Origin of the sequence: Anoxybacteroides voinovskiense, assembly GCF_014196205.1 — a bacterium.
Lineage (GTDB): Bacteria > Bacillota > Bacilli > Bacillales > Anoxybacillaceae > Anoxybacteroides > Anoxybacteroides voinovskiense.
On sequence record NZ_JACIDE010000022.1, the window covers coordinates 16,946 to 33,165 of the forward strand.

Annotated in this window: 13 protein-coding genes and 1 other annotated feature; all 13 genes read left to right on the top strand. The window is 44.2% G+C overall.

Annotation, left to right across the window (positions count from 1 at the left end; all coding sequences use genetic code 11):
* Window positions 1–26 precede the first annotated feature (26 nt).
* The 13 genes from rplA to rplC all read left to right on the top strand — a co-directional run bounded on the left by rplA (window position 27) and on the right by rplC (window position 16,208).
* Window positions 27–728, top strand: a complete 702-nt coding sequence (rplA, locus tag GGR02_RS13205) for a 50S ribosomal protein L1 (protein ID WP_183185497.1) — start codon at window positions 27–29, stop codon at window positions 726–728.
* A 47-nt stretch (window positions 729–775) separates the two neighbouring features.
* Window positions 776–924, top strand: a sequence feature (ribosomal protein L10 leader region).
* A 32-nt stretch (window positions 925–956) separates the two neighbouring features.
* The gene (rplJ, locus tag GGR02_RS13210) at window positions 957–1,457 is read left to right on the top strand and encodes a 50S ribosomal protein L10 (RefSeq protein WP_183185498.1); all 501 of its coding nucleotides are present in this window, start codon (window positions 957–959) and stop codon (window positions 1,455–1,457) included.
* Window positions 1,458–1,501: 44 nt separating this feature from the next.
* Entirely contained in the window at window positions 1,502–1,867 is a 366-nt protein-coding gene (rplL, locus tag GGR02_RS13215; protein ID WP_183185499.1) for a 50S ribosomal protein L7/L12, read from the top strand.
* Between the two features lie 86 nt (window positions 1,868–1,953).
* On the top strand, window positions 1,954–2,559 hold the full coding sequence (locus GGR02_RS13220) for a class I SAM-dependent methyltransferase (RefSeq protein ID WP_183185500.1): 606 nt from the start codon (window positions 1,954–1,956) through the stop codon (window positions 2,557–2,559).
* A 236-nt stretch (window positions 2,560–2,795) separates the two neighbouring features.
* Window positions 2,796–6,353, top strand: coding sequence for a DNA-directed RNA polymerase subunit beta (rpoB, locus tag GGR02_RS13225; RefSeq protein WP_183185501.1), 3,558 nt, complete (start codon window positions 2,796–2,798; stop codon window positions 6,351–6,353).
* A gap of 51 nt (window positions 6,354–6,404) precedes the next feature.
* Window positions 6,405–9,995: a DNA-directed RNA polymerase subunit beta' gene (gene rpoC, locus GGR02_RS13230; protein WP_183185502.1), complete on the top strand. Its 3,591-nt coding sequence runs from the start codon at window positions 6,405–6,407 to the stop codon at window positions 9,993–9,995.
* Between the two features lie 119 nt (window positions 9,996–10,114).
* Window positions 10,115–10,363: a 50S ribosomal protein L7ae-like protein gene (locus GGR02_RS13235; RefSeq protein ID WP_183185503.1), complete on the top strand. Its 249-nt coding sequence runs from the start codon at window positions 10,115–10,117 to the stop codon at window positions 10,361–10,363.
* A 102-nt stretch (window positions 10,364–10,465) separates the two neighbouring features.
* Window positions 10,466–10,888: a 30S ribosomal protein S12 gene (gene rpsL, locus GGR02_RS13240; protein ID WP_044744068.1), complete on the top strand. Its 423-nt coding sequence runs from the start codon at window positions 10,466–10,468 to the stop codon at window positions 10,886–10,888.
* A 53-nt stretch (window positions 10,889–10,941) separates the two neighbouring features.
* Window positions 10,942–11,412, top strand: a complete 471-nt coding sequence (gene rpsG, locus GGR02_RS13245; protein WP_066322074.1) for a 30S ribosomal protein S7 — start codon at window positions 10,942–10,944, stop codon at window positions 11,410–11,412.
* 141 nt (window positions 11,413–11,553) lie between these two features.
* Window positions 11,554–13,632: an elongation factor G gene (fusA, locus tag GGR02_RS13250; protein ID WP_183185504.1), complete on the top strand. Its 2,079-nt coding sequence runs from the start codon at window positions 11,554–11,556 to the stop codon at window positions 13,630–13,632.
* A gap of 133 nt (window positions 13,633–13,765) precedes the next feature.
* Window positions 13,766–14,953, top strand: a complete 1,188-nt coding sequence (gene tuf, locus GGR02_RS13255; protein WP_183185505.1) for an elongation factor Tu — start codon at window positions 13,766–13,768, stop codon at window positions 14,951–14,953.
* A gap of 278 nt (window positions 14,954–15,231) precedes the next feature.
* Complete coding sequence (rpsJ, locus tag GGR02_RS13260; protein ID WP_003247558.1) at window positions 15,232–15,540, top strand: 30S ribosomal protein S10; 309 nt, start codon at window positions 15,232–15,234, stop codon at window positions 15,538–15,540.
* A gap of 32 nt (window positions 15,541–15,572) precedes the next feature.
* The gene (gene rplC, locus GGR02_RS13265; RefSeq protein ID WP_183185506.1) at window positions 15,573–16,208 is read left to right on the top strand and encodes a 50S ribosomal protein L3; all 636 of its coding nucleotides are present in this window, start codon (window positions 15,573–15,575) and stop codon (window positions 16,206–16,208) included.
* Window positions 16,209–16,220 lie beyond the last annotated feature (12 nt).

Sequence of the window (16,220 nt, forward strand, 5' to 3'; positions counted from 1 at the left end):
AAAACCACAATGAGGAGGAAATTCAAATGGCTAAAAGAGGAAAAAAATATGTCGAAGCGACGAAGTTAGTAGACCGCTTTAAAGCGTACGCTGTAACAGAAGCGATTGAACTTGTGAAAAAAACGAGCATTGCAAAATTTGATGCAACAGTAGAAGTAGCATTCCGTCTAGGGGTTGACCCGAAGAAAGCAGATCAGCAAATTCGCGGTGCGGTTGTATTGCCACATGGCACTGGTAAAGTGCAACGTGTGCTTGTGTTTGCCAAAGGTGAAAAAGCGAAAGAAGCAGAAGCTGCAGGTGCTGATTACGTTGGCGATACAGATTATATCAACAAAATCCAACAAGGTTGGTTTGACTTTGATGTAATCGTTGCTACTCCAGACATGATGGGTGAAGTTGGTAAATTAGGGCGTATTTTAGGTCCTAAAGGGCTAATGCCAAACCCAAAAACTGGTACAGTTACGTTCGACGTAGCGAAAGCGGTAAAAGAAATTAAAGCTGGTAAAGTGGAATATCGTGTAGATAAAGCAGGTAACATCCACGTGCCAATCGGAAAAATTTCGTTTGACAGCGAAAAGCTTGTCGACAACTTTACAACTATTTACGAAACGATCTTAAAAGTAAAACCAGCTGCAGCGAAAGGTACGTACGTGAAAAACGTAACCGTTACTTCAACGATGGGACCTGGTATTAAAGTAGATCCTTCCACATTCGTCGTTGCACGATAAACGGTTGACTTTTGAGACGCCGTTTAGTATCATATACATTGTTTGAAAAACAAAAATCATTTGTACCGTAGACAGTAGGTGCTCGAATAGAGCTTAATTTCCTACCGAGGTGTTCCTAGCATAGAAAAAGTGCTGTATTACGCACTTTTAAGGTACCTCCATGTCTACGTAGACATGGAGGTTTTTTGCGGTATAAGTGGTTCGGATTTATCTACAGGAGGTGTAAGGATGAGCAGCGCAATCGAACTCAAAAAGCAAGTGGTAGCGGAAATCGCTGATAAATTCCGCGCGAGCAAATCAACGATTATCGTCGACTATCGCGGCCTAAACGTAGCGGAAGTAACTGAGCTTCGTAAGCAGCTTCGTGAAGCGGGCATCGAGTTCAAAGTGTACAAAAACACGTTAACTCGCCGTGCGCTTGCAGAAGTTGGATTAGAAGGATTAGATGAAGTGCTTACAGGACCGAACGCGATCGCGTTCAGCAACGAGGATGTTGTTGCTCCTGCGAAAATTTTAAATGACTTCGCGAAAAAACACGAGGCATTAGAAATTAAAGCAGGTGTCATCGAAGGAAACGTTGCAACGTTGGAGGAAGTCAAAGCACTTGCAAACCTTCCTTCTCGCGAAGGCTTGCTTTCTATGTTGCTTAGCGTTCTTCAAGCACCAATCCGCAACTTCGCGCTTGTTACAAAAGCAGTTGCTGAGAAGAAAGAAGAACAAGGTGCATAAAGTTTCTGGATTTTAATAAATACGATTAAGGGAGGAACATTACAATGACTAAAGAACAAATCATTGAAGCGGTTAAAAATATGACTGTTTTAGAACTAAACGACTTAGTAAAAGCAATTGAGGAAGAGTTCGGTGTAACTGCTGCTGCTCCTGTAGTAGTTGCTGGCGGTGCTGCTGCTGGCGAAGCTGCTGAAGAAAAAACAGAATTCGACGTTATCCTTAAAGATGGCGGCGCGCAAAAAATCAAAGTTATCAAAGTTGTGCGCGAACTTACTGGTCTTGGTTTAAAAGAAGCGAAAGACTTAGTAGACAACACTCCAAAGCCAGTTAAAGAAGGCATCTCTAAAGAAGAAGCAGAAGAAATCAAAGCGAAACTTGAAGAAGCTGGCGCTGTTGTAGAAGTGAAGTAATCTCGTTTAAACGAAAAAAGCTCGCTAAATGATAGCGGGCTTTTTTACTATGGTGAAAAGAGGGAATACTAAAAGAAAAAAAGGTGATGTCATTGGAACATTATTATTCAAAAACCCCTTCTTCTTCGCACCACCTACAGACGTGGAATTTTACGTTGCGTGGGAATAAGTTGACATTTACAACGGATAGCGGCGTTTTTTCGAAACGGGAAGTCGATTTTGGTTCGCGGCTACTAATTGAAACATTTACAGAACCAGCAATCGACGGGGCTATTTTAGACGTTGGTTGCGGTTATGGGCCAATCGGATTGGCTGTCGCAAAGTCGTTTCCAACCCGTCGGGTAGAGATGATTGATATTAACGAACGGGCGCTTGAACTGGCAAACAAAAATAAGCAAATCAATCATGTTCATAACGCGGTTGTTTACGAGAGTGATTTGTTTGCGGGCGTTGGGGAGAAGACGTTTGCGGCCATTGTAACGAATCCACCAATCCGTGCCGGAAAAAAGATTGTTCACGCCATTTTTGAACAAAGCTCGCACCATCTTCTTCCGAAAGGGGAGCTGTGGGTTGTAATTCAGAAAAAGCAAGGTGCACCGTCTGCACTCGAGAAGTTACAAACATTATTTTCTCATGTAGAAGTGGTCACAAAGAAAAAAGGATATTATATCATAAAGGCAAAAAAAGATTGACAGTTTTTTTTACCTATGGTAGCATTATAAAATGCCAAATATGTAACCTTATTCGGTGATTGTATGTATAATTTTATTTCTGTTGGGAAAAATTATAAAATCAATAAATAGGTGAAAATGTGGTTTTCTTATATAGAAACCATTTTTCTTTTGTCTCTGATAGTAAGGCAAATATTTCTTGTTTAGAAAAGTTGCCTGCTATTTTCACTAATGCTTGAATTTGAGGGGTGAATCAGTTGACAGGTCAACTAGTTCAATATGGACGACACCGCCAACGAAGAAGTTACGCGCGTATCAGTGAAGTACTCGAGTTACCAAACCTTATCGAAATTCAGACCTCTTCTTATCAATGGTTCCTTGATGAAGGTCTGAGAGAAATGTTCAAAGAAATTTCCCCAATTGAAGACTTTTCCGGAAATCTTTCCCTTGAATTTGTTGATTATAGTCTAGGGGAACCGAAGTACTCGGTAGAGGAATCAAAAGAACGCGATGTGACCTACGCAGCACCGCTTCGCGTGAAAGTGCGCCTTATCAATAAAGAAACAGGCGAAGTGAAAGAACAAGATGTATTCATGGGGGATTTTCCTCTTATGACGGAGACGGGAACGTTCATCATTAACGGTGCAGAACGTGTCATCGTTTCTCAGCTTGTCCGCTCCCCAAGCGTATACTACAGCGGAAAAGTAGACAAAAACGGAAAGCGTGGATTTTCTGCGACAGTCATTCCAAACCGTGGCGCATGGCTAGAGTACGAAACCGATGCGAAAGATGTCGTATACGTTCGCATTGACCGCACTCGTAAATTGCCTGTCACCGTTCTTTTGCGTGCGCTTGGATTCGGCTCTGACCAAGAAATCATTGATTTAATTGGCGAGAACGAATATCTTCGCAACACGCTTGAAAAAGACAACACAGAAAGTACAGAAAAAGCGTTACTTGAAATTTATGAGCGGTTGCGCCCAGGCGAACCGCCGACAGTAGAAAACGCGAAAAGCTTATTGATTTCTCGTTTCTTCGACCCGAAACGCTACGATTTAGCAAGTGTTGGGCGTTATAAAATTAACAAAAAACTCCATATTAAAAATCGACTTTTCAATCAACGGCTCGCGGAAACGCTTGTCAACCATGAAACAGGTGAAATTATTGCGGAAAAAGGAACGGTCATTGACCGACGAACGTTAGATCGCATTTTACCTTACTTAGAAAATGGCATTGGCTTTCGTACGTATAAACAAGCTGGTGGCGTAGTAGAAGAAGAGTTTACGCTACAAGCGATTAAAATTTATGCGCCGAACGATTCGGAAGGCGAGCAAGTCATTCATGTCATTGGCAACGGATACATTGCAGAAGACGTTAAACATATTACGCCAAGTGACATCATCGCATCCATTAGCTATTTCTTTAATCTTCTTCACGGAGTCGGGGATACAGACGATATTGATCATCTAGGCAACCGTCGTCTTCGTTCTGTCGGAGAGCTATTGCAAAACCAATTCCGAATCGGATTATCGCGCATGGAACGTGTCGTTCGTGAGCGCATGTCCATTCAAGATACAAATACGATTACGCCGCAGCAATTAATTAATATTCGACCAGTGATTGCGGCAATTAAAGAATTTTTCGGCAGCTCGCAGCTTTCGCAGTTTATGGACCAAACGAACCCGCTTGCGGAGTTAACGCATAAACGCCGCCTTTCTGCATTAGGGCCTGGTGGTTTGACGCGGGAACGCGCTGGGTTTGAAGTTCGTGACGTTTACTACTCTCACTACGGGCGTATGTGTCCAATCGAAACGCCAGAAGGTCCAAACATCGGCTTGATTAACTCGTTATCGACATATGCAAAAGTCAATAAATTTGGTTTTATTGAAACGCCGTATCGCCGTGTTGACCCAGAAACAGGAAAAGTAACGAATCGTATTGATTATTTAACAGCTGATGAAGAAGACAACTATGTCGTTGCTCAAGCAAACGCACGAATTGCAGAAGACGGCACATTTTTAGACGAAGACATTGTGGCACGCTTCCGCGGGGAAAACATTGTCGTCAAGCGCGACCGTGTCGACTATATGGACGTATCACCAAAACAAGTCGTTTCTGCAGCGACAGCGTGTATCCCATTCTTAGAAAATGACGACTCAAACCGCGCATTGATGGGTGCAAACATGCAGCGTCAAGCAGTTCCGTTATTGCAACCGGAAGCGCCGATTGTCGGAACAGGGATGGAATATGTGTCGGCGAAAGACTCTGGAGCGGCTGTTATTTGTAAACATCGCGGAATTGTCGAACGAGTGGAAGCAAAAGAAATTTGGGTACGTCGCCTCATCGAAGTAGATGGCAAAGAAGTAAAAGGCGATTTAGACAAATACCGTCTGCTCAAATTTGTCCGTTCAAACCAAGGCACATGCTACAATCAACGCCCGATCGTGCAAAAAGGGGATATCGTCGAAAAAGGAGAAATTCTTGCTGACGGTCCGTCGATGGAAAAAGGGGAGTTAGCACTTGGTCGCAACGTACTCGTTGCCTTCATGACATGGGATGGTTACAACTACGAAGACGCGATTATTATGAGCGAACGGCTTGTAAAAGAAGACGTATATACGTCTATTCACATTGAAGAATATGAATCGGAATCGCGCGACACGAAGCTTGGTCCAGAAGAAATTACACGCGATATTCCAAACGTCGGAGAAGATGCACTCCGCAATTTGGATGAGCGTGGAATTGTACGTATCGGAGCGGAAGTGAAAGACGGAGACTTGCTTGTCGGGAAAGTGACACCAAAAGGCGTCACCGAGTTAACCGCAGAAGAACGTCTATTGCATGCTATCTTTGGGGAAAAAGCTCGTGAAGTACGGGATACATCACTTCGTGTACCGCATGGCGGCGGTGGAATCGTATTAGATGTCAAAGTATTTAACCGTGAAGACGGAGACGAACTTCCTCCTGGCGTGAATCAGCTTGTGCGCGTATACATTGTGCAAAAACGGAAAATTTCCGAAGGCGATAAAATGGCTGGTCGCCACGGAAATAAAGGGGTTATCTCAAGAATTCTTCCGGAAGAAGACATGCCGTTCTTGCCAGATGGCACACCAGTCGATATCATGTTAAACCCATTGGGCGTTCCGTCGCGGATGAACATCGGGCAAGTGCTTGAGTTGCACCTTGGAATGGCAGCGAGGAAGCTTGGTCTTCATGTCGCTTCGCCGGTATTCGATGGTGCGCGCGAAGAAGATGTATGGGCAATTTTAGAAGAAGCGGGAATGGCTCGCGATGCCAAAACGGTGCTATACGATGGGCGCACAGGGGAACCGTTTGATAACCGTGTATCTGTTGGAATCATGTATATGATTAAACTAGCACACATGGTAGACGACAAACTCCACGCTCGTTCGACTGGTCCGTACTCGCTCGTGACGCAGCAGCCGCTTGGTGGGAAAGCACAATTCGGCGGTCAGCGCTTCGGAGAGATGGAGGTATGGGCACTCGAGGCATACGGTGCAGCATATACGTTACAAGAAATTTTAACCGTCAAATCGGACGACGTCGTCGGTCGGGTGAAAACATACGAAGCAATTGTCAAAGGTGAAAACGTTCCAGAACCAGGCGTTCCAGAATCGTTTAAAGTATTGATTAAAGAACTACAAAGTTTAGGAATGGATGTTACGATTCTTTCAAGCGACGACAAAGAAATTAGCATGGAAAACTTCGATGACGATGACGATGTGCAACCAGCGGACGCGATGACCGTCGGCATCGTTCCAGAAAAGGAAGAAGAAACTGTCACAAAAGAATAAACGATGAGGCAATAAGGGTAAAACCTGGAGATTGAGAGGGAGGTAGGCCCCTTGCTAGACGTAAATAATTTCGAGTATATGAAAATTGGTCTTGCTTCGCCGGAGAAAATTCGTTCGTGGTCGTATGGCGAAGTGAAAAAACCAGAAACGATCAACTATCGGACGTTAAAACCGGAAAAAGACGGATTGTTCTGCGAGCGCATTTTCGGTCCAACAAAAGACTGGGAGTGCCATTGCGGAAAATATAAGCGCGTACGTTATAAAGGTGTTGTTTGCGACCGCTGCGGCGTGGAAGTAACCCGCGCCAAAGTGCGTCGCGAACGAATGGGGCATATTGAACTAGCTGCTCCTGTTTCACATATCTGGTATTTTAAAGGGATTCCAAGTCGCATGGGGCTTGTTTTAGACATGTCCCCACGCGCTTTAGAAGAAGTGATCTATTTTGCGTCGTACGTTGTCACTGACCCAGGCGATACGCCGCTAGAGAAAAAACAGCTTCTTTCGGAAAAAGAATACCGAGCGTATCGTGAAAAATACGGCAACTCGTTCCAAGCTTCGATGGGAGCAGAAGCGATCAAAAAGCTCCTACAAGATATTGACTTGGAAAAAGAAGTCGAATCGTTAAAAGAAGAGTTAAAAACGGCGCAAGGGCAACGTCGTGCACGGGCGATTAAACGGTTGGAAGTATTAGAGGCGTTCCGCAATTCGGGGAACGACCCTGCGTGGATGGTGTTGGATGTTCTTCCGGTTATTCCACCGGAATTGCGTCCGATGGTTCAATTAGACGGTGGTCGCTTTGCAACATCAGACTTAAACGATTTATATCGTCGAGTCATCAACCGTAACAATCGCTTAAAACGGTTGTTAGATCTCGGCGCTCCGAACATTATCGTGCAAAACGAAAAACGGATGCTTCAAGAAGCGGTTGACGCGCTTATTGATAATGGTCGACGCGGACGTCCAGTCACAGGTCCAGGCAACCGTCCGTTAAAATCGTTGTCGCATATGCTAAAAGGAAAACAAGGTCGTTTCCGGCAAAACTTGCTTGGAAAACGTGTCGACTACTCTGGTCGTTCGGTAATCGTTGTCGGTCCGAACTTGAAAATGTACCAATGCGGGCTACCGAAAGAAATGGCGCTTGAATTGTTTAAGCCATTCGTCATGAAAGAGCTAGTCGAGCGTGGATTAGCGCACAATATTAAAAGCGCAAAACGGAAAATTGAGCGTGTGCATCCGGAAGTATGGGACGTACTAGAATCGGTCATTAAAGAACATCCGGTACTTCTCAACCGTGCCCCGACGTTGCACCGTCTTGGCATTCAAGCGTTCGAGCCAACGCTTGTCGAAGGTCGTGCGATTCGTCTACATCCACTTGTATGTACGGCGTATAACGCAGACTTTGACGGCGACCAAATGGCAGTGCACGTTCCGTTATCGGCAGAAGCACAAGCAGAAGCGCGATTACTCATGCTTGCAGCGCAAAACATTTTGAACCCGAAAGACGGAAAACCAGTCGTTACTCCTTCGCAAGACATGGTATTAGGAAACTATTACTTAACGATGGAACGCGAAGGCGCAATTGGGGAAGGCATGGTTTTCAAAGATACGGATGAAGCGTTGCTTGCTTACCATAGCGGATACGTCCATCTGCATACACGGATTGCTATTCATGCCGGCTCATTGAAAAACGAAACGTTTACGGAAGAGCAAAACAATAAGCTGCTCATCACTACTGTCGGGAAATTGATTTTCAACGAAATTTTACCGAAATCATTCCCGTACATTAACGAGCCGACGCAAGAAAATATTGAGGAAAGAACACCAGATAAATATTTCCTTGACAAAGGCGTGAATGTTAAAGAAGAAATTCGCAGACGTGAACTTGTTCCGCCATTCAAAAAGAAAATACTTGGAAATATTATCGCGGAAGTATTTAAACGTTTCAAAATTACGGAAACGTCGAAAATGCTCGACCGTATGAAAGACCTTGGCTTTAAATATTCGACGAAAGCCGGAATTACAATCGGTGTAGCTGATATCGTCGTCTTGCCGGAAAAACAAGAAATTTTGCAAGAAGCGCAAACAAAAGTCGATACGGTCTTAAAGCAGTTTAGACGCGGATTAATTACCGATGAAGAACGTTATGAACGTGTCATCTCCATTTGGAGTGCAGCGAAAGATAAAATTCAAAGCAAGTTGATGGAATCGCTCGATAAACGTAACCCAATTTTTATGATGAGCGACTCTGGTGCCCGCGGTAACGCTTCGAACTTTACGCAGCTAGCCGGTATGCGCGGGTTGATGGCCAACCCAGCTGGACGCATTATCGAGTTGCCAATTAAATCGTCGTTCCGGGAAGGACTCACCGTATTGGAATACTTTATTTCCACACACGGTGCGCGTAAAGGATTGGCAGATACAGCATTGAAAACAGCTGACTCTGGATATTTAACACGTCGTCTTGTTGACGTTGCCCAAGACGTTATCGTTCGCGAAGACGATTGCGGAACAGACCGCGGCATGCTTGTAAGAGCATTGACGGACGGAACAGAAGTCATCGTCAAATTGGAAGAACGGTTAGTTGGACGCTATGCAAGAAAGACGATCAAACATCCGGAAACAGGCGAAATTATCGTTCGTGAAAACGAAATGATTACCGAAGATACTGCCAATGCAATTATTAAAGCAGGCATCGATAAAGTATGGATTCGTTCAGCATTTACATGTAACACGCGCCACGGTGTATGTAAAAAATGTTACGGACGCAACCTTGCTACTGGTTCGGAAGTAGAAGTGGGTGAGGCAGTCGGGATTATCGCTGCCCAATCAATCGGTGAACCTGGTACGCAGTTGACGATGCGTACGTTCCATACCGGTGGGGTTGCAGGCGATGACATTACTCAAGGTTTGCCGCGTGTTCAAGAGTTGTTTGAAGCGCGCAATCCGAAAGGGCAAGCTGTTATTTCTGAAATTGACGGAATCGTCGTTTCGATTACCGAAACTCGTGATCATCAACAAGAAATCGTCGTAAAAGGCGATGTCGAAACACGCACGTATACCGCGCCATATAACGCAAGACTAAAAGTACAAGAAGGCCAACATGTCGAACGCGGTCAAGAATTAACGGAAGGCTCGATTGACCCGAAAGAATTGCTAAAAGTAAAAGACATTACCGCCGTACAAGAGTACTTGCTTCGTGAAGTACAAAAAGTATACCGAATGCAAGGGGTAGAAATTAGCGACAAACATATTGAAGTTATGGTTCGTCAAATGCTTCGGAAAGTACGCGTAATCGACGCAGGAGATACAGATGTACTTCCAGGCACGTTGCTCGATATTCATCAGTTTACCGATGCGAACGCGAAAGTATTGCTAGAAGGTAAACGTCCAGCAACTGCTCGCCCAGTATTGCTTGGAATTACAAAAGCATCGCTTGAGACGGATTCGTTCTTATCAGCAGCGTCATTCCAAGAAACGACCCGCGTCCTAACCGATGCAGCCATTAAAGGAAAACGCGACGAACTGCTTGGTTTGAAAGAAAACGTCATTATCGGAAAGCTCGTCCCTGCTGGAACAGGAATGGCACGTTATCGAAAAATCAAACCTGTCGTGAAAAAACAAGAACAAGTACCAACCCCATAAATTCTTTGCCGGCAAGTTTTTGCTTGCCGGCAAAGAAAATAATAGTTGACAATGCCGTAGGAAAATGTTAATGTAATAAAGGTGTTCCAAAAACCTGGTACTTTGGAGGATATTTTAGGATGTCTTATGAAAAAGTATTGCAGGCTCAAGAAGTAGTTGTCGGAACAAAGCAAACAGTGCGTGCTCTGAAAGAAGGAAACGTGCGGGAAGTAGTGATAGCAGAAGATGCTGATAAAGCGATTACTGATAAAATCGTTGAAGCAGCAAAAGAAGCGAACGTTCCTGTGATGAAAGTAGACTCGATGAAAAAGCTCGGGAAAGCGTGCAAAATCCAAGTGGGAGCAGCGGCTGTTGCGATTATTCGTTAAAACTGTTTTTGTGGTTTCACTACAAAAACTTTGTTTTTGCATAAATAATGAGCCACCTGGATGTGTGGGCTTGAACTTACGTGTGAAGGGAGGAAATTTATCATGCCTACAATTAATCAGCTAGTACGCAAAGGCCGTACGAAAAAAGTGGTAAAATCTAAATCCCCTGCTTTAAATAAAGGGTACAACAGCTTCAAAAAAGTACAAACAAACGTTGCATCTCCGCAAAAACGTGGTGTGTGCACACGTGTAGGTACAATGACGCCGAAGAAGCCAAACTCAGCGCTTCGTAAATACGCTCGTGTACGTTTGTCGAACGGTATCGAGGTAACAGCATACATCCCTGGTATCGGGCATAACTTACAAGAACACAGCGTCGTATTAATTCGTGGCGGACGTGTAAAAGACTTGCCAGGGGTACGCTATCACATCGTTCGTGGTGCGCTTGACACTGCTGGGGTAGCAAACCGTATGCAAGGCCGTTCGAAGTATGGTGCGAAAAAACCAAAAGCAGCGAAAAAATAATCTGTTGCTCAAAGTAAAAAAATAGGATTTTTTTCTTGAAGGGAGGAAAAACTATGCCACGTAAAGGTCCGGTTCCAAAACGAGATGTGCTACCAGATCCGATTTACAATTCTAAACTTGTTACACGCCTGATCAACAAAATTATGATCGATGGCAAAAAAGGAAAAGCGCAAAAAATTCTTTACACAGCATTTGATATTATCCGTGAACGCACTGGCAAAGATCCAATGGAAGTATTCGAACAAGCATTGAAAAACGTTATGCCTGTTCTTGAAGTACGCGCTCGTCGCGTCGGTGGTGCGAACTACCAAGTTCCAGTAGAAGTTCGTCCAGATCGTCGTACAACATTAGGTCTTCGCTGGTTAGTTAACTACGCTCGTCTTCGTGGGGAAAAAACGATGGAAGAGCGTCTAGCAAACGAAATTTTAGATGCAGCAAACAACACAGGTGCATCGGTGAAAAAACGCGAAGATACGCACAAAATGGCAGAAGCGAACAAAGCGTTTGCGCACTATCGTTGGTAATCATTTTTTCACAATTAAGCCATTCATTTGTATTGTATAATAGGAATAGGTGAAGGTAGCAAGAGAGCTCCTCACCTATATTCCTATATTTGCAACTTTTTATCACACGATATTTACTTAAAGGAAGGAGAAAAAACCAAGATGGCAAGAGAGTTCTCCTTAGAAAACACTCGCAATATTGGTATCATGGCTCACATCGATGCCGGTAAAACAACAACGACAGAGCGTATCCTTTTCTACACAGGACGCGTTCATAAAATCGGGGAAGTCCATGAAGGCGCAGCAACGATGGACTGGATGGAACAAGAACAAGAGCGCGGAATTACGATTACGTCTGCCGCAACAACTGCGCAATGGAAAGGTCATCGCATTAACATCATCGACACACCAGGGCACGTAGACTTCACAGTGGAAGTAGAACGTTCATTGCGTGTATTAGATGGTGCGGTAGCGGTACTTGACGCGCAATCCGGGGTAGAGCCGCAAACGGAAACAGTATGGCGCCAAGCGACTACATACGGCGTTCCACGTATCGTGTTCGTTAACAAAATGGACAAGATTGGTGCGGATTTCCTATACTCGGTGAAAACGCTTCATGATCGTTTACAAGCAAATGCGCACCCTGTTCAATTACCAATTGGTGCAGAAGATCAATTCTCTGGCATCATTGACCTTGTTGAAATGTGTGCGTACCACTATCATGATGAGTTAGGAAAAAACATTGAACGCATCGAAATCCCAGAAGATTATCGCGATATGGCGGAAGAATATCGCGGGAAATTAATCGAAGCGGTGGCAGAGCTTGATGAAGAATTAATGATGAAATATTTAGAAGGGGAAGAAATTACGAAAGAAGAATTGAAAGCAGCAATTCGTAAAGCGACAGTTTCTGTTGAATTCTTCCCTGTATTCTGCGGTTCTGCATTTAAAAACAAAGGCGTTCAGTTAATGCTTGACGGTGTCGTCGATTACTTACCTTCTCCAGTGGATATCCCTGCGATTAAAGGGGTTGTTCCTGATACAGAGGAAGAAACAGTACGTGAATCTCGCGATGATGCACCGTTTGCTGCATTAGCGTTCAAAATTATGACAGACCCTTATGTTGGGAAATTGACATTCTTCCGTGTGTACTCTGGTACATTAGATTCTGGTTCTTACGTATTGAACTCAACAAAGCGTAAACGCGAGCGTATCGGCCGTATTCTACAAATGCACGCGAACCATCGCCAAGAAATTTCAAAAGTTTACGCAGGCGATATCGCTGCAGCGGTCGGTTTAAAAGATACAACAACTGGCGACACGTTGTGCGATGAAAAAGCACCTGTCATCCTTGAATCGATGACATTCCCAGAGCCAGTGATCCAAATCGCAATTGAGCCGAAATCGAAAGCAGACCAAGACAAAATGAGTACAGCGTTGCAAAAACTTCAAGAAGAAGACCCAACATTCCGCGCATGGACAGACCAAGAAACAGGTCAAACAATCATCGCGGGGATGGGTGAGCTTCACCTTGACATTATCGTCGACCGTATGCGTCGCGAATTCAAAGTTGAAGCAAACGTCGGTGCTCCACAAGTTGCATACCGCGAAACATTCCGTAAATCGGCGCAAGTCGAAGGAAAATTCGTGCGTCAGTCTGGTGGTCGCGGTCAATACGGTCACGTTTGGATCGAATTCTCGCCAAATGAAGAAGGAAAAGGATTCGAATTTGAAAACGCGATCGTCGGTGGGGTTGTTCCGAGAGAATACATCCCAGCAATTCAAGCGGGTCTTGAAGATGCAATGCAAAATGGGGTGCTTGCTGGATATCCAGTTGTCGACATTAAAGCGAAACTATTCGACGGTTCTTACCACGATGTCGACTCCAGTGAAATGGCGTTCAAAATTGCTGCTTCACTTGCGTTGAAAAATGCGGCAACAAAATGTGATCCAGTATTGCTTGAACCGATTATGAGAGTTGAAGTCATCGTCCCTGAAGAATATTTAGGAGACATCATGGGTGACATCACATCTCGTCGCGGCCGCGTAGAAGGTATGGAAGCGCGCGGAAACGCTCAAGTCGTTCGCGCAATGGTTCCACTATCTGAAATGTTCGGCTACGCAACGTCATTGCGTTCTAACACGCAAGGTCGCGGAACATTCACGATGGTATTCGACCACTATGAAGAAGTTCCGAAGAGCATCGCTGAGGAAATCATCAAAAAAAATAAAGGTGAATAATTGATTTTCCAGCGCTGTTCAAGTATAAATACTTATGTAAGACTTGGAAGCGGACATGCTTGCATGTTCGTTTCCAAGCATCCTATATACTTAAACTCTAATATGAAATCTATATTTAAGGAGGATATTTCTAATGGCTAAAGCGAAATTCGAACGCACGAAACCACACGTTAACATTGGTACAATCGGCCACGTTGACCATGGAAAAACAACTTTAACTGCAGCAATCACAACAGTTCTTGCAAAACAAGGAAAAGCGGAAGCGCGCGCTTATGACCAAATCGACGCTGCTCCAGAAGAGCGTGAGCGCGGAATCACAATCTCAACTGCACACGTTGAGTATGAAACTGACAACCGTCACTATGCACACGTTGACTGCCCAGGCCACGCTGACTACGTGAAAAACATGATCACTGGTGCAGCACAAATGGACGGTGCAATCCTTGTTGTATCTGCAGCTGACGGTCCAATGCCACAAACTCGCGAGCACATTCTTCTTTCTCGCCAAGTAGGCGTACCGTACATCGTCGTATTCTTAAACAAATGCGACATGGTAGACGACGAAGAACTATTAGAGCTTGTTGAAATGGAAGTTCGTGACCTATTATCTGAATACGACTTCCCAGGCGATGAAATCCCAGTAATCAAAGGTTCTGCATTGAAAGCACTTGAAGGCGATGCGGAATGGGAAGCAAAAATCATCGAACTTATGAACGCGGTTGACGAGTATATCCCAACTCCACAACGCGAAGTTGACAAACCATTCATGATGCCAGTTGAGGACGTATTCTCAATCACTGGTCGTGGAACAGTTGCTACTGGTCGTGTTGAGCGCGGTATCTTAAAAGTTGGTGATCAAGTAGAAATCATCGGTCTTTCTGAAGAGCCAAAAGCAACAACGGTTACAGGTGTAGAAATGTTCCGTAAGCTTCTTGACCAAGCAGAAGCTGGTGACAACATTGGTGCACTTCTTCGCGGGGTATCTCGTGACGAAGTACAACGTGGTCAAGTACTTGCAAAACCAGGTACAATCACACCACATACAAAATTCAAAGCGCAAGTTTACGTATTGTCAAAAGAAGAAGGTGGACGCCATACTCCATTCTTCTCTAACTACCGTCCACAATTCTACTTCCGTACAACGGACGTAACAGGTATCATCCAACTTCCAGAAGGCGTTGAGATGGTTATGCCTGGCGACAACATCGAAATGACAGTAGAATTAATCGCACCAATCGCGATCGAAGAAGGTACAAAATTCTCGATCCGTGAAGGTGGCCGTACAGTAGGCGCAGGTTCTGTATCTGAAATCATCGAGTAATAAATGAAAGCAGGTTTGCCTTTAAGCAAGCCTGCTTTTTTACTGCCTAGCGTTAAGTTGAAAATGCTTGGATGGATGTGTATAATAAAAGAAGTGTGCAAGTATCCGATATTTTACTTGCATTTTGCTTTTTCAATCTGTATAATGTTTAATGTTGGTCTTTGACTGCGATGAAGTGGAAGGTTGCTGACACACCCGGCCGCTTTGCCATGGCGAGTGTGAGGAAATTTCCACGGAGAATGTCTATTTTGAAAATAGGCGAAGAAGGAGGGAAAATAATGGCAAAAGAAAAAATTCGTATTCGTTTAAAAGCTTACGATCATCGAATCCTTGATCAATCTGCTGAAAAAATCGTAGAAACAGCAAAACGTTCTGGTGCAAAAGTATCTGGACCGATTCCACTACCAACGGAAAGAACTGTTTATACGATTTTGCGCGCTGTTCACAAGTACAAAGATTCTCGTGAACAATTCGAAATGCGTACACATAAACGCTTGATCGATATCGTAAACCCAACTCCGCAAACAGTCGATTCGCTTATGCGTCTTGATTTGCCATCTGGTGTCGATATTGAAATTAAGCTTTAATTGTCAAAATGAATTTATAGGAGGTGTGACGAATGACCAAAGGAATCTTAGGTAGAAAAATCGGGATGACGCAAGTATTCGCGGAAAACGGTGACTTAATTCCTGTAACAGTAATTGAAGCGACTCCAAACGTCGTGCTTCAAAAGAAAACAGTTGAAAACGACGGCTATGAGGCGATTCAATTAGGTTTTGAAGACAAACGGGAAAAATTAGCGAACAAACCGGAAAAAGGACATGCAGCGAAAGCGAATACTGCTCCTAAGCGCTTCATTCGTGAAATCCGCGGCGCAAACGTAGCGGAATATGAAGTTGGTCAGGAAGTCAAAGTAGATATTTTCGCTGAAGGCGATGTCGTAGATGTAACAGGAGTTTCGAAAGGGAAAGGGTTCCAAGGTGCAATTAAGCGCCATGGTCAATCTCGTGGACCAATGGCACACGGTTCTCGTTACCATCGTCGTCCTGGTTCGATGGGTCCTATCGCGCCAAACCGCGTATTCAAATCGAAAGAATTGCCAGGTCGTATGGGTGGCGAACGTGTGACGGTACAAAACTTAAAAATCGTAAAAGTTGATACAGAACGCAACTTGCTTCTTATCAAAGGAAACGTACCAGGTCCAAATAAAGGACTTGTAGTTATTAAAAGTGCGGTTAAAGCGAAAGTGAAATAACTTTGTTAAGAA